At 74.6% G+C, this 19,066-nt stretch carries 16 protein-coding genes; 6 read left to right on the forward strand and 10 right to left on the reverse strand.

Features of this window, described 5'->3' with window-relative positions; translation table 11 throughout:
* Nucleotides 1–248 precede the first annotated feature (248 nt).
* Nucleotides 249–1,106 (forward strand): universal stress protein, encoded by an 858-nt coding sequence (locus ACZ6Z8_RS14960; RefSeq protein ID WP_465609720.1) that lies wholly within the window; start codon nucleotides 249–251, stop codon nucleotides 1,104–1,106.
* Between the two features lie 53 nt (nucleotides 1,107–1,159).
* On the opposite strand, the gene ACZ6Z8_RS14965 is transcribed toward ACZ6Z8_RS14960, so the two are convergent.
* The 7 genes from ACZ6Z8_RS14965 to ACZ6Z8_RS14995 all read right to left on the reverse strand — a co-directional run bounded on the left by ACZ6Z8_RS14965 (nucleotide 1,160) and on the right by ACZ6Z8_RS14995 (nucleotide 7,233).
* Nucleotides 1,160–1,645: a copper chaperone PCu(A)C domain-containing protein gene (locus ACZ6Z8_RS14965; protein ID WP_465609722.1), complete on the reverse strand. Its 486-nt coding sequence runs from the start codon at nucleotides 1,643–1,645 to the stop codon at nucleotides 1,160–1,162.
* On the reverse strand, nucleotides 1,642–3,888 hold the full coding sequence (locus tag ACZ6Z8_RS14970; RefSeq protein WP_465609871.1) for a heavy metal translocating P-type ATPase: 2,247 nt from the start codon (nucleotides 3,886–3,888) through the stop codon (nucleotides 1,642–1,644). Before ACZ6Z8_RS14970 ends, ACZ6Z8_RS14965 begins: the two co-directional genes overlap by 4 nt.
* 59 nt (nucleotides 3,889–3,947) lie before the next feature.
* Nucleotides 3,948–4,109 (reverse strand): hypothetical protein, encoded by a 162-nt coding sequence (locus tag ACZ6Z8_RS14975; RefSeq protein WP_465609724.1) that lies wholly within the window; start codon nucleotides 4,107–4,109, stop codon nucleotides 3,948–3,950.
* A gap of 97 nt (nucleotides 4,110–4,206) precedes the next feature.
* Nucleotides 4,207–4,617: a MerR family transcriptional regulator gene (locus tag ACZ6Z8_RS14980; protein WP_465609726.1), complete on the reverse strand. Its 411-nt coding sequence runs from the start codon at nucleotides 4,615–4,617 to the stop codon at nucleotides 4,207–4,209.
* 117 nt (nucleotides 4,618–4,734) lie between these two features.
* Nucleotides 4,735–5,139, reverse strand: coding sequence for an NTP pyrophosphohydrolase (locus ACZ6Z8_RS14985; RefSeq protein ID WP_465609728.1), 405 nt, complete (start codon nucleotides 5,137–5,139; stop codon nucleotides 4,735–4,737).
* 200 nt (nucleotides 5,140–5,339) lie between these two features.
* Nucleotides 5,340–5,753 (reverse strand): PPOX class F420-dependent oxidoreductase, encoded by a 414-nt coding sequence (locus ACZ6Z8_RS14990; protein WP_465609730.1) that lies wholly within the window; start codon nucleotides 5,751–5,753, stop codon nucleotides 5,340–5,342.
* A 49-nt stretch (nucleotides 5,754–5,802) separates the two neighbouring features.
* A complete protein-coding gene (locus ACZ6Z8_RS14995; protein ID WP_465609872.1) occupies nucleotides 5,803–7,233 on the reverse strand; it encodes a D-alanyl-D-alanine carboxypeptidase family protein in 1,431 nt (476 codons plus the stop codon).
* Nucleotides 7,234–7,459: 226 nt separating this feature from the next.
* Between ACZ6Z8_RS14995 and ACZ6Z8_RS15000 the strand changes: the two genes are divergently transcribed.
* Nucleotides 7,460–7,657, forward strand: a complete 198-nt coding sequence (locus tag ACZ6Z8_RS15000; RefSeq protein ID WP_402817750.1) for a hypothetical protein — start codon at nucleotides 7,460–7,462, stop codon at nucleotides 7,655–7,657.
* A gap of 63 nt (nucleotides 7,658–7,720) precedes the next feature.
* On the opposite strand, the gene ACZ6Z8_RS15005 is transcribed toward ACZ6Z8_RS15000, so the two are convergent.
* The gene (locus ACZ6Z8_RS15005; protein ID WP_465609733.1) at nucleotides 7,721–8,482 is read right to left on the reverse strand and encodes a TetR/AcrR family transcriptional regulator; all 762 of its coding nucleotides are present in this window, start codon (nucleotides 8,480–8,482) and stop codon (nucleotides 7,721–7,723) included.
* 90 nt (nucleotides 8,483–8,572) lie between these two features.
* On the opposite strand from ACZ6Z8_RS15005, the gene ACZ6Z8_RS15010 reads away from it, so the two are divergent.
* The 3 genes from ACZ6Z8_RS15010 (at nucleotide 8,573) to ACZ6Z8_RS15020 (ending at nucleotide 14,546) form a co-directional block, all read left to right on the forward strand.
* Nucleotides 8,573–9,427, forward strand: a complete 855-nt coding sequence (locus ACZ6Z8_RS15010; protein WP_465609735.1) for a siderophore-interacting protein — start codon at nucleotides 8,573–8,575, stop codon at nucleotides 9,425–9,427.
* A gap of 510 nt (nucleotides 9,428–9,937) precedes the next feature.
* Nucleotides 9,938–13,429, forward strand: a complete 3,492-nt coding sequence (locus ACZ6Z8_RS15015; RefSeq protein WP_465609736.1) for a S8 family serine peptidase — start codon at nucleotides 9,938–9,940, stop codon at nucleotides 13,427–13,429.
* A 151-nt stretch (nucleotides 13,430–13,580) separates the two neighbouring features.
* On the forward strand, nucleotides 13,581–14,546 hold the full coding sequence (locus tag ACZ6Z8_RS15020; protein ID WP_465609738.1) for an alpha/beta fold hydrolase: 966 nt from the start codon (nucleotides 13,581–13,583) through the stop codon (nucleotides 14,544–14,546).
* On the opposite strand, the gene ACZ6Z8_RS15025 is transcribed toward ACZ6Z8_RS15020, so the two are convergent.
* Both ACZ6Z8_RS15025 and ACZ6Z8_RS15030 read right to left on the reverse strand, forming a co-directional pair.
* Nucleotides 14,547–15,281: a response regulator transcription factor gene (locus ACZ6Z8_RS15025; protein ID WP_465609740.1), complete on the reverse strand. Its 735-nt coding sequence runs from the start codon at nucleotides 15,279–15,281 to the stop codon at nucleotides 14,547–14,549. It abuts the gene before it with no gap.
* Nucleotides 15,278–16,507, reverse strand: a complete 1,230-nt coding sequence (locus ACZ6Z8_RS15030) for a sensor histidine kinase (protein ID WP_465609742.1) — start codon at nucleotides 16,505–16,507, stop codon at nucleotides 15,278–15,280. Before ACZ6Z8_RS15030 ends, ACZ6Z8_RS15025 begins: the two co-directional genes overlap by 4 nt.
* A gap of 260 nt (nucleotides 16,508–16,767) precedes the next feature.
* Here ACZ6Z8_RS15030 and ACZ6Z8_RS15035 point away from each other — a divergent pair, with 260 nt between their 5' ends.
* Nucleotides 16,768–18,978, forward strand: coding sequence for an MMPL family transporter (locus tag ACZ6Z8_RS15035; RefSeq protein ID WP_465609744.1), 2,211 nt, complete (start codon nucleotides 16,768–16,770; stop codon nucleotides 18,976–18,978).
* The last annotated feature ends 88 nt before the right edge of the window (nucleotides 18,979–19,066 follow it).

A 19,066-nucleotide genomic window follows, 5' to 3' on the forward strand; every position in this document is an offset into this window, starting at 1 on the left:
CCGGCCGGAGCGGCTCGGGCGCCGTCCGACCAGCGGGAACGTCGTGTCCACACGGTAGTGCCCGGGTGTCGCCGGGGTGGAGGCCGGGGTCGCCCGTAGTGTTCCGGCCGTCGGGTCCTTCGTCCCGTGAGCAGGGGGCTTGTGGCCTCTGGTGACGGGCCGTCGGCGGACGACAGGGTGGAGGCAGAGCGGACGGGGCGTCAGTGCGCGCGCCGTTCCCGGGCACCGAGGCAGCAGGAGGAACTCTGATGACGACAACCGTGGTGGCCGGGATCGACGGCTCGCCGGCGAGCACCGCCGCCGCCCAGTGGGCCGCCGAGGAGGCGCGACGCCGCGGGTCGGCGCTGCGGCTGGTGCACGCCTGGCCCTGGCTGACCGACGGGGTGTCCTCCTTCACCGAGCCGGACGACCTGCCGACCGCCGCCCAGCGCATCCTGGCCGAGGCCGCCGACGCGGTCCGCGGACCGCACCCGGAGCTGACCGTCCGCGCCGACGCGGTGCTGGACGCCCCGGTGGACGGGCTGGTGACGGCCGCCGCCGAGGCGGACCTGCTGGTGCTCGGCTCGCGCGGGCGCGGCGGCTTCACCGGGCTGCTGCTCGGCTCGGTCAGCATGGCGGTGGCCGGGCGCAGCGACACGCCCGTGGTCGTGGTGCGGGACACCCGGCAGGGGCACGAGCCCTCCGGTGAGGTGGTGGTCGGGGTGGACGCCCACAACCCGGAGGAGGCGGTGCTCGCCTTCGCCTTCCGCGAGGCGGCCCTGCGCGGCGCCCGGGTCCGGGCGGTGCACGGCTGGGACCTGCCGCCGCTGTTCGGCTACGCGGGCGGGGCCGTACCGCCGGCGGAGGTCGAGCAGCTGGAGGCGCTGGAGGCGAAGCTGCTGACGCTCGCCCTGGCCGGGCAGCGCGAGCGGCATCCGGCGGTCGAGGTGGTCGAGGACGTCCGGCTGGGCGCCGCCCGTGGGCTGGTGGAGACCTCCGCCGGGGCCGCCCTGGTGGTGGTCGGCCGGCGCCACCGCTCGGTCGAGCTCGGCCCGCGCCTCGGCCGGGTCGCGCACGCGGCGCTGCACCACGCCGAGGCGCCGGTCGCGGTCGTTCCGCACGACTGACGCGCACGGCCCGGCGGGCGGGGAGCGTGTCCCCGGCCGCCGGGCCGTCGGTGTCAGCGCGGGCGCTCGCCCGGCGGCAGGACCGTGGCGGTCAGCCGCAGCGGCGGGCTGTGCCGGAAGGTGAGGGTGAAGCCCACCCGCCGACCGGGCCTCAGCGGGGGCGGGGCGGCGATCATCAGATCGGCGTCCTCGGGGGACATCGCCAGTGCGCCCCGGCCGGGGACGGGCAGGGCGGGGACCGGCTCCCAGCGGCCCGCGGCGCCCTGGTGAAGGTGTCGCTTCAGGGTGATCGGCCCGCCGAACTCCCATTCGGCGCCGGTCAGTTCGTCGGGTACGTCGCCCGGGTTGCGGATCGTGAAGAAGGCCGCGGTGGCCGAGGCGGCACCCGCCGTCGGCAGCAGCATCCAGCCGTCGTCGGCCTCCACCGGGCGCGGAGCCCCGGCGCCGCCGACGGCCGTCCAGCCGGTGAGCAGGGCCAGCGCGAGCGCCGCCGCCCCGACCGGCGGGCCCGCCGCCTTGATGCGCTCTCCCGCCCTCACCGCCGGCCCGCCTTCCGCTGCTGCCCGCGCCCCGGTTCCCAGGTGCGCAGCCGCAGGCTGTTGCCCACCACCAGCAGCGAGCTGAGCGACATCGCGACCGCCGCCAGCATCGGGTTCAGCAGCCCGACGGCCGCCAGCGGGATCAGCACCAGGTTGTAGCCGAAGGCCCAGAGCAGGTTGGCCCGGATGGTGGCCAGGGTCTGCCGGGCGAGGCGCACCGCGTCCACCACCGCCTCCATCTCGCCGCGCACCAGGGTCAGTCCGGCCGCGCCGATCGCGGCGTCGCTGCCGGAGGCCAAAGCCACCCCGAGGTCGGCCGAGGCCAGCGCGACCGCGTCGTTGACGCCGTCGCCGACCACCGCGACCGTCCGTCCGGCGGCCCGCAGTTCGGCCACCACCTCGGCCTTGCGCTCGGGCGAGGCCGAGTCGTGCACCCGCTCGATGCCCAGTTCGGCGGCGACGGCGCGCGCGGCGCCCGGGCCGTCGCCGGTCAGCAGGACGGTCTCCAGCCCCATTCCGCGCAGCCGGTGGAGGGCTCGCCAGCTGCCCGAGCGCAGGGTGTCGCCGACCGCCAGCACGGCCGCCGCCCGTCCGTCCAGCTCCACCAGTACGGCGGTGCGGCCGGCGTCCCCGGCCGCCGTGACGGCCCGGGCGAGCTCGGGCGGCAATGCGGAGGCGGCGCCGGTGGTGGCGGCGCCGGTGGTGGCGCCGGGGGTGGCGCCGCCGCCGGGCCGGACGGCCCGGACCGACCGCCCCTCGACCGTGCCGGACACCCCCAGCCCGGTCGTCGCCGCGAAGCCGTCCACCGGCGGCAGGGCCGCGCAACGCTCCCGGGCGGCCGCCGCGACGGCCCGTCCGATCGGGTGCTCCGAGCGGTGCTCGACCGCGCCCGCCAGCCGCAGCACCTCCTGCTCGGAGAGCCCGGTGAAGTCGTCGGCGACCGTCACCGCCACCAGCTCCATCCGGCCGGTGGTCAGCGTGCCGGTCTTGTCCACCACCACCGTGTCCACCCGGCGCAGGCTCTCCAGCACCTCCGGGCCGCGCACCAGCACGCCCAGTTCGGCGCCCCGGCCGGTCGCGGCGAGCAGTGCCGTCGGGGTGGCCAGGCCCAGCGCGCACGGGCAGGCCACCACCAGCACGGCGACCGCCGCCGTCACCGCCGACTGCGGGGCCGCGTCCGCCCCCAGCCAGAAGCCCAGTACGCACACCGCCACCGTCAGCACACAGGGCACGAACACCCCGGCGACGGCGTCCGCCAGCCGCTGCGCCCGGGCCTTGCCGGCCTGGGCGTCGGCCACCAGCGCGGTGATCCGGGCCAGTTGGGTGTCCGCGCCGACGGCCGTGGCCCGGACCACCAGCGACCCGCCGACGTTCACCGTCGCCCCGGCCACCCCGTCCCCGGGGCCGACCTCGACCGGCACACTCTCCCCGGTCAGCAGGCTCAGGTCGAGCGCCGAACCCCCTTCGACCACCACCCCGTCGGTGGCCACCCGTTCCCCCGGGCGTACCACGAACTCCTGCCCGGGCAGCAGGAGTTCGATCGGTATCAGGCGCTCCTCGCCGTCCTCCGCCCGGACGCACACCTGCTTGGCGCCGAGCTCGGCGAGCGCTCGGAGCGCGGACCCGCTGCGGCGCCGCACCCGGCCCTCCAGCAGCCGCCCGGCCAGGACGAACAGCGGCACGCCGACCGCCGCCTCCAGGTACACGTGCGCCGCGCCGCCGCCGTCGGCGGTCAGCGAGAACGGCATCCGCATGCCCAACTGTCCGGCCCCGCCCAGGAACAGCGCGTACGCCGACCAGCCGAAGGAGGCGACGACACCCAGGCTGACCAGGGTGTCCATGGTCGCGGCGGCGTGCCGAAGCCCCCGCAGGGCCCGGCGGTGGAAGTCCGCCGAGCCCCAGGTCACCACCGGGACGGCGAGCGCGAAGCACACCCACTGCCAAGCGGTGAACTGGAGCGCGGGCACCATCGACAGCGCCAGCACGGGGACGGCCGGCAGGGCGGTGACCAGCAGCCGCCGACGCTCGTCCGGCTCCTCCTCGGTCGGCCCACCGGGCGTCTCGGACGAGGCCAACTCGGCCGTGTAGCCGGCCCGTTCGACGGCTGCGACCAGGTCCTCGACGGACACCCCGGCCGGATGCAGCACCCGGGCCCGTCCGGTCGCCAGGTTCACCCCGGCCGTGACCCCGTCGATCCGGCCCAACCGCTTCTCGACCCGGCCCACGCACGCGGCGCAGGTCATCCCGCCGACCGCCAGATCGGTGGACACCAGCGCCCCGGAGTCCGGCCCCGCGACCGGGCTCACCGCATCCCGCCCATGTCGTGCCCACCCGCGTCGGGCGACGCGCCGCCGCCCCGGCTCGGCGTCAGCCCCGGAGCCACCGGCCCGGCCTGCCGTCCCACCTCGTACGCCACCACGAACACCACCACCAGCAGCAGGGCGAACCCCGCCAGCACACTCAACGGCCGGACACCCGGCGATTTCGCACTCACCCTCCACCAGTCGGACGACCGGAGCGGCTGGTTCCCGCACCGTGCGAAGTCGCTCCGGTGCCGGGCGCTACGCGTCGTCCGGGTGGGACGGGTTCCACAGCCGGTCGGCCTCGCCACGGGCGAGGTGCTCCTCGTAGATCCGCACCTTCTCCCGCATCACGTCCAACGTCCCCTGCAACTCCCGGATCTGCGCCTCCACGTGGTCCTGGTGCCGGCGCAGCAGCTCAAGCCGCTCCTGCTCGTTGCCCGTGCCCTGGCGGGCCAGCTCGACGTACTGCCGGATCACCGCCAGGGGCATCCCGGAGGACCGCAGCTTCGTGCAGACCGCCAGCCACTCCAGGTCCTCCTCGCGGTAGACCCGGCGGCCGTTGGACCGGCGGCGAACCGGGTTGGCGAACAGCCCCTCCCGCTCGTAGAACCGCAGGGCGTCCACGCTCAGCCCGCTGCGCCGCGCCACCTCACCGATGCTCAGATCCACGACCGTCCCTCCGTCAGCCAGTTGTTGATCCAGACCCGGCTCCAGGACCTGGCGTCGAGCCGTCGACCCATCGGAAACGGCGGAGACGTCGCACCGGGGCATCGCGGACTCCCAGGATCACTGATCCCGGACGCTCCGCGGGCCGGTGACGTCCGCCCCCAACTCCGTGACCCGGCCGCGCAGTTCGCGGTCGGCGGTGACCACCAGGCAGGCCCGTGCCGCTTCTCCGGCGCGGGCCTCGCGGACGAGTTCCACGATCCGGTCGTCCCCGCTGCCCTCCGCCGGCACCACCCGGACCTCGGGCACACCGGTGACACCGCGGGCCGCGCCCTCGACCACCAGCACCACCTCCAGCGGGCCCGGATGCCCCGGCAGTCCCCGCGCGGCGACCCCGACCAGGGAGTCCCGCAGGCGCTCGGCTGCGCCGCGCCGGTCGCGCCACCAGCCGTCGGGCACCGAGCCGACCACGTTCGCGCCGTCCACCACCAGCAGGAGCGGCGGCGCGGCCTCGTACTGTTCCATGGCCGCCAAGCCTGCCACGGCGAACGGCGGGCCCGGGCCGCCCGGGGGCCCGGGGCCGGTGCCGTGGTCCCACCGGTTGACATCGGGTGGGCGACCGTGTCCGAGGGCATCGGCGCCGCGTCCACCTCACGGGTGACGTGACGACCGGTCCCGTCGCACGGCCAGGCCAGCGGTGGATGGTGCTGCCACCCGCGGGCCGGTCAGTCCGCCAGGGTGATCCGGATGCCGACGGTGCCGCGCTCGCCGCGGCGCAGCCGGCTGCCGAGCAGGGTGAGCACGCCGAGCAGGCCGTACTTCTGGCGCAGCAGGGTGCGGTAGGCGGCGGTGCGCTCGGGGCCGAGGATCTCGGCGGTGGCGGGGTACTGCTCGCCGGTCGGCCTGCCCTTGACGTCGCAGGGGCCGACCAGGACGTCGGAGCGGTTGCGGATCCGCTTGACCTTCCAGGAGTCCGTGACGGTCCAGATGCCGAGGGCCTCCCCGTCGCGGACCACCCACACCGGGGTCGGCACCGGGGTGCCGTCCTTCTTGTAGGTGGTGACGAGCAGGTAGCTGCCGCTGGAAAGGGCGACGATGCGGGCGAGCCGGTCCGAGGCGGCGGGGTCGGGCGTGGTCATGGCCGGAAGTCTAGGGCTTGTCCTCGGACTCCGCGGGCGCCGCCGCAGGTCAGCCCCGGCGGGGGCGGCGGCGGAGCAGTGCGCGGGCGCGGCGGGAGAGCCGCCGGTGGCTGCGGCTGCCGACACCGCTGGAGCCGATGCCCATCGCTCCCACGCCGGTGGGACCGCCGACGAGCCACGGCGCCGTGGTGACGGCGGAGGCGGAAGAGGCGGAAGAGGCGGAAGAGGCGGAAGAGGCGGAAGAGGCGGCGGAGGCGGCGGACGTGGAGGAACCGGCCGGGGTACGGCGGCGGCGGATGGTGCGGGTGGCGCCCCAGACGGCGAGTCCGGTGGCGAGGACGGCCCCCGACCACAGCGCGGGCGTCAGGACGGGGTTGCCGTGGAGGGTGGGCGTGCGGGACCACGGCGGCAGGTCGGCCCCGCCGTCCCCGGCGGCCCCCGGAGCACCGCCGGACGGGCTGCCGGCCGCCCCGCCCGTGGCACCGGCGGTGGCCTGCGGGGCGAGGTCCTCGGCCAGCTGCCCGACCGGCTGCACCTTGCCCGCGGCCGCGAAGCCCCAGTCGAGCAGGCTGGCGGCCTCGTCGTACACCTTGCCCTGGGCCTCGGGGTGCATCACCGTCACCAGCAGGGTGCGGCCGCCGCGCTCGGCGGCGCCGGTGAAGGTGGCGCCCGCGTTGGTGGTGTAGCCGTTCTTGACACCGATCAGGCCCGGGTACTTGCCGAGCAGCCGGTCGGTGTTGGCGATGTCGAAGGTGGTGCGCTGGCCGGTGGCCTTGTCCAGGCCGCCGGGGAAGCGCGCGGTGCGGGTGGAGCAGTAGGAGCGGAAGTCGGCGTTGCGCAGCCCGGCGCGGGCGAACAGGGTGAGGTCGTACGCGGAGGAGACCTGGCCGTCCATGTCGTAGCCGTCGGGGGAGGCGACCTTGGTGTCCTTGGCCTGGAGCGACCGGGCGCGGGCCTGCATCTCGGTGACGGTCTGCGGGACGCCACCGTTCATGTGCGCGAGCACGTGCACGGCGTCGTTGCCGGAGCTGAGGAAGACGCCCCGCCAGAGGTCCTCGACCCGGTACGGGAGGTTCTCCTTGACGCCGACCAGGCTGCTGCCGACGCCGAGGTCGGCGAGTTCGGCCGGGGTGACCTGATGCTGCAGCGAGCGGTCGAACTTCGGCAGCACGGTGTCCGCGAACAGCATCTTGAGGGTGCTGGCCGGGGGCATCGGCAGGTGGGCGTTGCGGGCGGCGAGCACCTCGCCGGTGCCGGCGTCGGCGACCAGCCAGGAGCGGCCGGTCAGTTCGCCGGGCAGGGCGGGAGCACCGGCCAGCGGCGCGACCTGGACGTCCGAGCGGCCCAGCCGCTCCCCGCCCACGGTGGAGGAGCCGGTGTCCTGGCCGATGGCCGCCGCGGCGCCGGCGGCGAGCACCAGGGCGGAGGCGGCGGAGGCGGCCGCGATCCTGGCGGCGGCCGGTGACTTCTGCTGACGCATCTGCTGCACACGGCGAACGTACCGGCGCCGCCGCCGGGCCGCCGTGCCTGCTGCTCCGTCCGGAGCCACCCGCCCTTCCGGCGCCTGTCTGCCCGCCTGGTGCGCCAGCCCGTCTGCCCGCCCGCCGGTCCGTCTGCGCCCCCGCCCGGCGCCCGCGACTTTGGTGATCGCCGGTCGCGCCGAAAGTCGGTTGGGCGGGCGGTGGCGGATTCCTAGGCTCGCGGGCATGAAGAACCTGCTCGGCTACCTCGGTTTCGTGCTGATCCTGGGCGGCGGCACCGGCCTGGTGTCCGACCGGCTCGGGGGCTTCCGGCTGTTCGGCTTCGTCCGCTTCCTGGTGCCGGACGGCCACGAGACCGCCGGGTACGCCGTGCTGCTGGTGCTCGGCGTCCTGCTGGCGATCCCGGCCGCCCGCCAGGGCTGACCTGGCAGGCCCGGCAGGGCTACCCGGCAGGCCCGGCAGGGCAGCCCGGGCGCGACTGCCGGGTCAGCTCCCGCCCCCCGAGGCCACCCCGTCGAGCAGCACCGCGAGTCCGGCCCGGAAGGCCTCCCGGCCACCGTCCTCGGGCGCCCCGCCTCCGGTGCTCTGCAGGGCGGTCAGCAGTGGGAAGCGCTGCGGGAAGTCCGGTGCCAGTTCGGCGAGTCGGATCGAGCGGGCGTGCCACCAGTCCTCGTCGGCGACGCCGGTGGCGGCTGCGGCGCCGCGCGCCTCCGCGGTGGCGGCGGCCGTGCCGCGGACGAACTGCCAGAGTGCGGCGACCGCCCCGCGCAGTCGGTCCGGGGCCAGTGCGGCCGGCTGGAGAGCGCCCAGCAGGCTTTCCATCGCAGCGAGTTCGGCCGGTCCGAGGACGGGCCGGGCCTGCGAGACCTGGAGCACCCAGGGGTGGCGCAGGTAGCAGGCGTACAACTGCTCGGCCCAGGCGGTGACGGCGGCCCGCCAGTCGTCCGACGGTGGGAGCTCACCGGGGAGTTCGGCGAGTACCCGGTCGTGCATCAGGTCGAGCAGTTCGGCCTTGCCGGGCACGTAGGTGTACAGCGCCATCGCGGTGCGGCCGAGCCGTTCGCCCACGGCGCGCATCGACAGGGCGGCCATCCCCTCGGCGTCGGCCACCGCGATTCCGGCGGACACGATCGCGTCCACACTCAGGACCGGTTTCGGGCCGCTGCGCCCGGTGCGCGGCTCCTCGGCCCGGCCCCAGAGGAGGGCGAGTGAGCGATCGGGGTCTCCCTGCCCGGCGTAGACGGTCATCCAGCATCTCCTTATGGCGTAAAGTATCCGCATGACGGTAACTCTTTATGCCGTAAGGTTATCAGCATTCCGTACCGAAGGGGTTTCGCGATGACACTGCCAGTCACCTTCGTCGAGGTCGTGGCGGTCGACCGGATCACGCCGCGCACCGCCCGGGTCACCTTCGAGGCCGAGACCCTGGCCGACACCGTGGGGACCACGCCCGACCAGCAGCTCAAGCTCTGCTTCCCGCGCCCCGGCCAGCCCCGGCCGGTGCTGCCCGCCCAGCAGGACGACCCGATGGGCTGGTACCAGGCCTACCTGGCCGTCCCCGAGGCCGAGCGCCCGCTGCTGCGCAGCTTCACCCTGCGCCGCAGGCACCCCGGCACCCGCCGGATCGAGGTCGACTTCGTGCTGCACGGCGATGCCGGCCCGGCCGCCGCCTGGGCACTGGGGGCCGCGCCGGGGGACGTGCTCGGCCTGGTCGGACCGTCCGCGCTGTACGCCCCGCCGGTCCCGTTCGCCGAGGCCGCGGCGGAGGCCGACTGGGTGCTCCTGGCGGGGGACGAGACGGCGCTGCCGGCCGTGGCGACGCTGCTGGAGGCGCTGCCCGAGGGAGTTCGGGCGTACGCCTGGATCGAGGTCGAGGACCGGGCGGAACGCCAGGAGCTGTGCAGTCGAGCCGAGTTGGAGGTGCGCTGGCTGCACCGGGACGGCGCGGCCCCGGGCAGCGCGCTGACCGCGGCGTTCCGGGACGGCGTGCTGCCGGGCGGGCGGCCCTTCGTCTGGCTGGCCGGGGAGGCGGGGGCGGTACGGGCGGTGCGCCGGCATCTGGTCGGGGAGCGGGGGGTGCCGAAGGAGCACATCGACTTCACCGGGTACTGGCGCCGGCGGCTGACGCAGGACGACGCGCCGACGGCCGAGGACCTGGCGGACGCCCAGGAGCGGCCGGCCGCCGCCTCCTGACGGTGCTGTCGTGGCGGGTGGCGGAACCTGACGCGGCCTGACCGGAACCGCCGGGCGGCCGGGGTGCGTGGACGAACTCCCCGGCCGCCCGTGCGGCTTCCGCCCGGGGCCGCCGAAGTGCGTGGTTTCGGCCTCGGTCGACGGGGAAGGAAGGGTCGCAGTGTCGAAGTGTCGAAGTGTCGACAAGTATGCAGGCGGTGGCGATGTTCCGCCGATGGCCAGATTCCGCCACTGGCACTTTTTGCAGGTCGATCGGCCAGTTCTCACCGTTCTCCGACCGGCTCTGATCGGTGAAAAAGGGGCGGACGCCGCCGGATTTATACTGTGTATTTTACTTTCTGATGGTCATTTTTACTTCCTGATGGGGATTTCGCCCCTTGTCGTGGTCGTGTCGGATGCGCTGGAATGCGTCCGCTGTCGGGACGCGCGGTCCGGAGCACACGCGTCCGACCAGGATCCGGGTACGCTCAGCCGTGCAACCTGACGTCTCATCAGACGAAAGGATGTCCATTGATCGGCTGGCGCAAGACCCAGCTAGCAGCCGCCGTCACCGTCACCGCCGCGTCCATGGTCCTGAGCCTCGGGACCATCGCGAGCGCAGCTCCGGCCCAGGATCCGCAGAACGCCCAGGCGGCGTCCTCGGACGGGGCGCCGGCGCCGGTGATCGTGATCCTGAAGGACCAGATAGCGGACGCCCCGGCCGACCACGGTCACCTGGGCGCCCGTCAGCAGAAGACCGCCAACTCGCAGGCGCCGCTGCTGAACAAGGTCAAGGCCAACGGCGGCACCAACGTCAAGAGCTTCGTGGTCGGCAACGCCTTCTCGGCCACGGTCAGCCCGGCCCTGCGCGCCTCGCTGCAGGCCGACCCGGCGGTCGCCGCCGTCGTCGCGGACACCCAGGTCCAGGTCGCCCCGGTCGCCGGGGCCAAGGCGAAGAAGGACGCGGACACCGCGGCCGCGTCCTCGGGCAAGTCCGGCGACGCCTCGAAGGCCGTTACGGGCAGCAACGGCCAGGCCTCCCAGGAGAACGCGACCAACACGGTCTGCCCCTCGGACCCGTCCAAGCCGCTGATGGAGCCCGAGGGCCTCTACTCGGTGCACGCCTACACCGGCAACGGCAACCCCGGCGTGGAGAACCTGGCCACCGGCAAGGGCGTCAAGGTCGCCTACATCGCCGACGCGCTCGACCCGAACAACCCGGACTTCATCCGGGCCGACGGTTCGCACGCCGTGGTCGACTACCAGGACTTCTCGGGTGAGGGCTGGAACACGCCGAGCGGTGGCGCCGAGGCCTTCGGCGACGCCTCGGCGGTCATCGCCCAGGGCCGTCAGACCTACGACGTCTCGCAGTGGGTCAACGCCTCGCACCCGCTGCCGGCCGGCTGCAACATCCACGTCCGCGGCCTCGCCCCGGACGCCGACCTGGTCGCCCTGAAGGCCGGCGGCGAGATGATGTCCAACTCGTCGATCCTGCAGTCCATCGACTACGCGGTGCGGGTCGCCCACGTGGACGTCCTGAACGAGTCCTTCGGCGGCAACGTCACCCCGGACAGCGGCGCCCACGACACCATCGCGCTCTTCAACGAGCAGGCCGTCAAGGCCGGTGTCACCGTCGCTGTCTCCACCGGTGACGCGGGACTGAGCGGCACCATCGGCACCCCGGCCACCGACCCGTACGTGATCTCGGTCGGCGCCTCGACGGACAACCAGAACTACCAGCAGACCGGTTACGCGGCCTCCAAGTTCTCCAACGGGACCTGGAGCAACAGCCGGATCTCGGCGCTGTCCTCGGGCGGCTTCACCATGGCCGGCCGGACCCTCGACCTGGTCGCCCCGGGCGAGTCGGACTGGGCGCTGTGCACCGCCGACACCTCCAAGTTCGCGGACTGCACCAACTTCAACGGCAAGCCCACCAACATCCAGTCGTTCGGTGGCACCAGCCAGGCCGCCCCGTTCGTCACCGGCGCCGCGGCCCTGGTCATCCAGGCCTACCGCGACACCCACGGCGGCGACTCGCCGTCCCCGGCGCTGGTGAAGAAGCTCATCACCGGCACCGCCACCGACCTCGGCGTCCCGGCCGAGGAGCAGGGCGCCGGTCTGCTGAACGTCCGGGCCGCCGTCGAGGCCGCCCGCGGCTACGACGACGGCGACGGCACCGACGGTGCCCGCACCGTCGTGGTGAACACCGGCCAGGTGAACATCTCCGGCGCCCCGGGCTCGACCCACACCGCCGACGTCTCCGTCACCAACACCAGTGACGAGACCCAGTCGGTGAGCGCCACCACCCGCAGCTTCGCGCCGCAGGCGAACAACCAGCAGACCGTCAAGCTGGACTCGTCCGCGACCGACACCTTCAAGTACGCCACCAACGGTGCCACCTGGGTGCAGAAGCAGGTCAAGTTCACCGTTCCGGCCGGTGCCGACCGCCTCGCGGCGTCGATCGCCTGGCACGGCGGCCCGAACCCGGTCACCAACGGCCCCGTGGTCCGCATGACGCTGCTCGACCCGTCGGGCCGCTTCGAGACCAACACCCGTCCGCAGGGCGGCGCCACCCCGGCCAACTTCGGCCTGGTCGACGTCCCGCACCCGGTGGCCGGCGAGTGGACCGCGGTCCTCTACACCCCGGCGGGCAAGGCCGGTTACAACGGTGACGTCCAGCTCGGCACCTCCACCCAGCGCGCGGTCCCGGCCGGCGCGGTGAGCCCGAACACCACCGACCTGAAGCCGGGTGAGACGAAGACCCTCAAGGTCCAGCTCACCACCCCGGCGACCAGCGGTGACAGCAGCGAGGCCGTCGTGGTCTCCAGCTCGAACGGCAACACCACCAGCGTTCCGGTCGTGCTGCGCAGCCTCGTCCCGGTCAAGGACGGCAAGGGCACCTTCACCGGCACCATCACCGGTGGCAACGGCCGCGGCTCCTCGCCGACGCAGATGTTCGCCTACGGCTTCGACGTCCCGAAGGGCCAGAAGGACCTGCGGGTCGGCGTCACCGTCGCCAAGGACGCGAACCTGTTCATGCAGGGCGCGCTGATCAGCCCGAACGGCACCCCGATCGACATCGAGGGCAACGTGCTGTTCGACGCCCAGGGCAACGTCACCGGCACCGCCAACGGCGTCTCGGCCACCACGGTCAACCCGGCCGAGGGCCACTGGCGCTTCGTCCTGAACGTGCTCGGCCCGGTCAGCGGCCAGGAGCTCGCGCAGGACTTCGCCGGCACCATCGCGTTCAACCAGAACCAGGCCACCGCGGCCGGTCTGCCGAACGACGCGAAGACCAAGCTGGCGGCCGGCAAGCCGGTCACGGTCAACGTGAACTACACCAACAACACGGTCGCCCCCCAGTCGATCGCGGCCGACGGCCGCCTCGACAAGCGCGTCGACCTGCCGCTGGTGCCGCAGGGTGCCTCGGCCAGCGTCAACCTGCCGCTGAGCCTCACCTCCTCGGTGCCGAGCTTCCTGGTGCCCCCGGGCACCGACCAGCTCAAGGCCGTGGCGGCGTCCACGACGCCGGCGCAGGTCGAGCTGAGCGCCACCACCGCCTCGCCGGACCTCTTCGGTGACCTGAAGAAGGCCCAGGACGGCTCGACCATCTCGGTCGCCACCTCCAAGGGCAGCGCCGAGCAGCCGGTCGTCCCGGGTGCCTGGGGCTCCTTCGTCCAGCAGATCGGCCCGTTCGGCCCCGCCGGCGCGCCGAAGGGCACCTCCACCATCACCGCCACCGCGCACACCCTGGCGTTCGACCCGGCGCTGACCTCCAGCACCGGTGACCCGTACGCCTCCGGTGTCAACGCCTCGGCCCCGGCCGCCGCCCCGGTGACCGTCGCCCCCGGCGCCACCGGCTCGCTGCAGGTGACCCTCACCCCGACCGGCCCGAAGGGCAGCACGGTCAAGGGTGTGCTCTACCTGGTGTCCGGCCCGACCTTCGTGCCGACCGCCAACAACAGCCTCGGCACCACCGGTTCGGTGCTCGCGGCGATCCCCTACAGCTACACGGTGAACTGACGCTCAATCAGTTCAGCGCGAGCTGAGGCCGAGGCCGTCCCGGAACTCCGGGGCGGCCTCGGCCGCTTCGTACCCCCGGGGTTCCGGACCCGCCGCGCTGGGCAGGTTCGGATCGAAGCGACCATGTGACGGACCGAACCGGGAGCGGGAGTTGAACGAGGCGATCAAGCACAGCCACGTCGAGGTGAACGGCGTACGGCTGCACCTCGCGGAACAGGGAGAGGGGCCGCTGGTCCTGCTGCTGCACGGCTTCCCGGAGAGCTGGTACTCCTGGCGGCACCAGTTCGCGCCGCTCGCCGCGGCCGGGTACCGGGTGGTCGCCCCCGACCAGCGCGGCTACGCCCGCAGCTCGCAGCCGGAGGACGTGGACAAGTACACCCTGCTGCACCTGGTCGGCGACGTGACCGCGCTGATCGGCGCGCTCGGCGCGGAGCGGGCCGTGGTCGTCGGGCACGACTGGGGCGCGCCGGTCGCCTGGGCCACCGCGGCGCTGCGGCCGGACCTGGTGCGCGGCGTCGCCGGGCTGAGCGTGCCGCCGCTGCCGGTCGGCGGGCCGCCGCCGCTGCAAGCCGCCCGGGAGAACTTCGGGGACGGCTTCTACCAGATCTACTTCCAGGAACCGGGCCGCGCCGACGCCGAGTTGGCGGCCGACGTGAAGTCCAGCCTGCGGCGCATCCTGTGCGGCGTCCAGCCGGACGGCGTGCCGCGCCCGTGGATCGTGCCCGAGGGAAAGACCCTGCTGGACACCGTCCCCGAGCCCGAGAAGCTGCCGGACTGGCTCACCGACGCGGACCTCGACGCCTTCACCGCCGACTACGCGCCGCACGGCGGGCGGGCCTTCACCGGCGGCCTCAACTGGTACCGCAACCTGGACCGCAACGCCGAACTGCTGGCCGCCTTCACCGGTGTGACGGTCGAGGTGCCGGCGCTGTACGTCGCGGGCGAGCAGGACCTGGTCAACGCGCTGATCCCGGCGGAGGCCCTGGCCTACCTGCTGGACCGGCTGCCCAGGCTGCACCGGCACGTCCGGCTGCCGGACACCGGGCACTGGACCCAGCAGGAGCGCCCGGCCGAGGTGACCGGGGCGCTGCTGGACTTCCTGAAGAGCCTGGACTAGCTACGTCCCCTGCCCGGCCCGGTCGCCGCTGCCCGTGCGGGCGGTGACCAGGCCGGACTCGTAGGCCGCGATGACGGCCTGGGCGCGGTCCCGGACGTCGAGCTTGCCGAAGATGCTGGTGATGTAGTTCTTCACCGTGGACTGGCTGATGTCCAGGGCCAGTGAGATCGCGGCGTTGTCCAGGCCGGTGGCGATCAGCCGCCAGACCTCGACCTCGCGGGGCGTGAGCTCGCCGGTGGCGAGGACCGGCGGCGCCGGGACGGCGGCGGCGACGGGTGCCCGGACGTAGGTCGAGATCAGCCGGGTGAGCAGCCGCGGGGCGACCACCGCCTCCCCGGCGTGCACGGTCCGGATCGCCGCGGCCAGGTCCTCGGGGGAGACGTCCTTGGGCAGGAACCCGTGGGCCCCGGCGCGCAGCGCGGCCACCACGTACTCGTCCATGTCGAAGGTGCTCAGGGCCAGCACCCGGCAACCGGGCAGGTCCCGGGCCAGCCGCTGGGTCGCGCCGACGCCGTCCAGGACGGGCATCCGGATGTCCATCACCACGACGTCGGGGCGCAGCCGGAGGGCGGCGGCGACGGCCTGCTCCCCGTCCTCGGCCTCGCCGACCACGTCGAGGCCCGGGTCGGGGGAGAGGATCAGCGACAGGCCGCGCCGGACCAGCGGCTGGTCGTCCACGATGAGCACCCTGATCGCGGGGCCGGCGCTGTCCGCCGGGCCGGTGCCGCCGGTCATCGGACCGCCTGCCCGTGCTGGACGGCGGCCTCGGCCGATTCGGCGCCGGTCAGCGGGAGTTCGGCCCGCACCGCGAAGCCGCCGTCCGGCCGGGGGCCGGTCGTCAGGGTGCCGCCGTGCAGGGCGACGCGCTCGCGCATGCCGAGCAGGCCGTACCCGGCGGGGCCCGCGCCCGGTCCGCGTTCCGGCGGGGGCGCGCCGCCGCCGTCGTCCCGCACCTCGACGGTCACCCGGTCCGGGTGGTAGGCCAGGCGAACGGACGCCCGGGCCGGGCCGGCGTACTTGCGGGCGTTGGTCAGGCCCTCCTGGACGATCCGGAACACGGTCAGGCCGACGGTCGGCGGCAGCGGACGCGGGGGCCCCTCGACGGTGAGCTCGGTGGGCAGCCCGGCCAGGCAGGACTCGTCCACCAGCCGGCCCACCTCGTCCGCCCCGGGCTGGGGCAGCGGCGGGGCGGAGTCCGGTTCGTCGCCGGCCCGCAGGACGTTCAGCAGCTGGCGCATCTCGCGCAGCGCCAGCCGTCCGGAGGACTCCAGGGTGACCAGGGCGTCCCGGACCACCTCCTGGTGGTCGAGGTTGGCCCGGGCGCCGCCGGCCATCAGCTGCATGGTGGTGATGTGGTGGGCCACGATGTCGTGCAGCTCCCGGGCGATCCGGCGGCGTTCCTCGGCCACCGCGCGGTCGGCCAGCAGCCGGCGGTTGGCCTCCACCTCGCGCTGCCAGCGGGACACCGCCAGACCGGCCGTTCCCACCATGACGGCGGCCGCCGGGTCGGCGACGAGCTGCTCCACGAGCGGGGCGTGAAGGCGGAACTGGCTCAGCGTCGTGCTCACCGCCGTCACCAGCACGGCGGCCGCGGTCACCGGGACGCCGCGGGTCACCCCGACCGAGTACAGCGCGACGGCCAGCACCGCGCCGAAGTGCGAGCCCATCGGGGCGAGCAGGTCGGCCGCCGCCTGGAGCGCCAGGACGACGGCCAGCGCCGGCACCGGGTGGCTGCGCCGGGCCAGCAGTGGCAGACCGGAGAGGACGGTCAACGCGAAGGCCGCCACGGACATGCCGCGGACGTTGGTCAGCGGGCCGAGCAGCAGGTAGCCGAGCAGGTCCAGCGTGCCGGCGCCGATGGCCACCAGGGCGTCCGTACGGGTCCACGGCAGGCGGTCCGTCCAGTCCCCCCGTGGCCCGTCCGTACCCGTGTCCGTCCCGGGGCGCTGACGCCCGTCCATCTGATTCCTCCCGGCCGACCAGCGCTGACGCCCCATTCTGGCATCGGCCGTCCGGCCCGGGCATGGTCCCCCGGGCGGAGGAGCAGGGGCCCGGACCAGGAGCACGGTCCCGGTTCCGCCGCAGGTGGGGGAGTGCGGGCCCGGCCCCGGATCGTCCGCTGCTCGGACGCTCGGGCACCCCTTCACCTGATGGTCTGGAGACAGGCGCCGGGAACTCCCGGTGCCGAAGCCGACGTTCGCGTCCATCAGCCGGAGGAATCGTGATCCGCGCACTGACCGGGTTCGCCACCAAACACGCGTGGAAGGTCATCGCCCTGTGGGCGGTGCTGGGCATGGGGCTGGCGGTCCTCGGCCCGGCGCTGATGTCCCGGGTGACCCAGTCCCAGAGCGGGGACTTCCTGCCCCGGAGCTACGACTCGGCCGCCGCGCTGCGGATCGCCGAGGAGCACTTCGGGGTGAAGTCGGACGCCACCACGGTCACGGTGCTGGTCGCCCGGACCGACGGCAAGGTGCTCGCCGCCGCCGACCAGCAGCGGATCGAGGCCGAGGCCGCGAAGCTCGCCACCCACCGGGTCACGATGCCCCGGCGGGAGGACGAGCCGGAGTTCCTCGTCCCCGACCACTCCCAGACACCCCGGATCGCCCCCGCGACGGTGGCGCCCGACCGGACCTTCGAACTGCTGTCGGTCGAACTCACCGGCAACGCCTCCGAGGAGGGAGTGCAGGGCGTCTTCCGGGTCTTCCGGGACGACGCCCGCGCACGGTTCGCCGACCTCGGGATGCGCACCGGGTTCACCGGCAGCCTGGCCCAGGTGGCGGACAGCGCCGACGCCAACCGCACCGCCGCGACGATCGGCGGCGCCCTCGTCACGGGACTGATCGTCCTGCTCAACGTGCTGGTGTTCCGCAGCGTCCTCGCCGCGGTGCTGCCGCTGCTCGCGGTCGCCGTGATCGGCGGCGCGGCCACCGGCGCGGTGGCCGGCGCGGCCGCGCTCGCCGGCCTCAAGCTGGACGCCGGCACCCCGGGTCTGATCTCCGTGGTCCTGCTCGGCATCGGCGTCGACTACCTGCTGTTCCTGCTCTTCCGGTTCCGCGAGCAGCTGCGGGCGCGGCCCGAGCAGCCCGCCCGGGAGGCCGCCGCCGAGGTGTCCGGCCGGGTCGGCACCGCGATCACCTCCGCCGCGCTGACCATCGTGGCCGCCTTCGCCACCCTCGGTGTGGCGTCCTTCGGCCTGTTCCGCTCGCTCGGCCCGGCGATCGCCGTCGCCGTGCTGGTCATGCTGCTGGGCAGCCTGACCCTGATGCCCGCCCTGCTGGCCGCCTGCGGACGCAAGATCTTCTGGCCGTCGCGCAGCCTGCGGCGGGTGCCGCGGCCGGGCCTCGCCGCCCGCCTCGGGGACCTGGTCGCCCGCCGTCCGCTGGCGCTGCTGCTCGCCTCCGTCGCCCTGCTCGGCGCGCTGGCCGCCGGTACGGCCGGGCTCCGGATGAACTACAGCCAGGCCGACGACACCAGGACGCCGGCCACCGCCACCGCCGCGGAGATCTCCCGCGCCCTGCCGGCCGGGGTGTCCGACCCGACGACCGTCTACCTGGTGGCCAAGGACGGCGGCACCCTGGACGCCGGCCGGTTCGACGGTCTCGCCCACGCCCTCACCGGGGTCGAGGGTGTCGGCCAGGTGGGCCGGACCGTCCTCGCCGACGACCACCGCGCCGCCCGGATCGACCTCTACCTGAACGCCGACCCGCAGAGCCAGCGGGCCCGCGACCTCGCCTCCGGCCCGGTCCGCGCCGCGGTCGCCGGGCACGCCCCGGACGGGACGACCGGCCACGTGGGCGGCACGGCGGCGATCTTCGCCGACATCTCCACCGCCGTCGACCACGACCTGACCGTGGTCTTCCCGGTCGCCGCCGCCCTGATCGCCCTGATCCTGCTGCTGCTCCTGCGCAGCCTGCTCGCCCCGGTGGCCCTGATGCTCGCGGTCGGCCTCGGGTTCGCGGCCACCCTCGGCGCCGCCACCCTGCTGTTCCAGCACGGCCTGGGCGAGCCCGGCGTCGCCTTCACCCTGCCCCTGGTGCTGTTCCTGTTCGTCGTCGCCCTGGGCACCGACTACAACATCCTGATCACCGACCGCATCCGCGAGGAGATGCACCGGCCCGGTCCGGCCCGCGCCGCCGTGGCCCGCGCCGTCCGCCACACCGCCCCGGCCGTCGCCACGGCGGGCCTGGTCCTGGCCGGCTCCTTCGCCAGCCTGGCCACCACGCCGGGCAGCGAGCAGATCGCCTTCTCGCTGACCCTCGGGATCCTGCTCTCCGCCGTGGTCCTCTCCCTCGTCACGGTCCCGGCCGTGGCGGCCCTGCTCGGCCGCTCCCTCTGGTGGCCCCTGCGGCCCGTCCCGGCCGCGGCGCCGTCCGCCGACCGCGCGCCGGTCGCCACCCCGCGGCCGGCCCCGGACCACCTGCGCGTCGGGTGACGGCTTCCGGCCGCGAAACGGGGACCGTCGCCCACCAGGCGGCGGTCCCCCGCCACGGTGGCCCGGACGACCCGAAACTCACCCGGGG

The organism is Kitasatospora sp. NPDC101108 (assembly GCF_055584725.1).

Coding starts and splice junctions, on each gene's coding strand:
- ACZ6Z8_RS15000 (WP_402817750.1), top strand. CDS start 7,460: ATGAAGAACCTGCTCGGCTACCTCGGTTTCGTGCTGATCCTGGGCGGC.
- ACZ6Z8_RS14960 (WP_465609720.1), top strand. CDS start 249: ATGACGACAACCGTGGTGGCCGGGATCGACGGCTCGCCGGCGAGCACC.
- ACZ6Z8_RS14990 (WP_465609730.1), bottom strand. CDS start 5,753: ATGACCACGCCCGACCCCGCCGCCTCGGACCGGCTCGCCCGCATCGTC.
- ACZ6Z8_RS14970 (WP_465609871.1), bottom strand. CDS start 3,888: ATGACCTGCGCCGCGTGCGTGGGCCGGGTCGAGAAGCGGTTGGGCCGG.
- ACZ6Z8_RS15005 (WP_465609733.1), bottom strand. CDS start 8,482: ATGACCGTCTACGCCGGGCAGGGAGACCCCGATCGCTCACTCGCCCTC.
- ACZ6Z8_RS14995 (WP_465609872.1), bottom strand. CDS start 7,233: ATGCGTCAGCAGAAGTCACCGGCCGCCGCCAGGATCGCGGCCGCCTCC.
- ACZ6Z8_RS15030 (WP_465609742.1), bottom strand. CDS start 16,507: ATGGACGGGCGTCAGCGCCCCGGGACGGACACGGGTACGGACGGGCCA.
- ACZ6Z8_RS15025 (WP_465609740.1), bottom strand. CDS start 15,281: ATGACCGGCGGCACCGGCCCGGCGGACAGCGCCGGCCCCGCGATCAGG.
- ACZ6Z8_RS14985 (WP_465609728.1), bottom strand. CDS start 5,139: ATGGAACAGTACGAGGCCGCGCCGCCGCTCCTGCTGGTGGTGGACGGC.
- ACZ6Z8_RS15010 (WP_465609735.1), top strand. CDS start 8,573: ATGACACTGCCAGTCACCTTCGTCGAGGTCGTGGCGGTCGACCGGATC.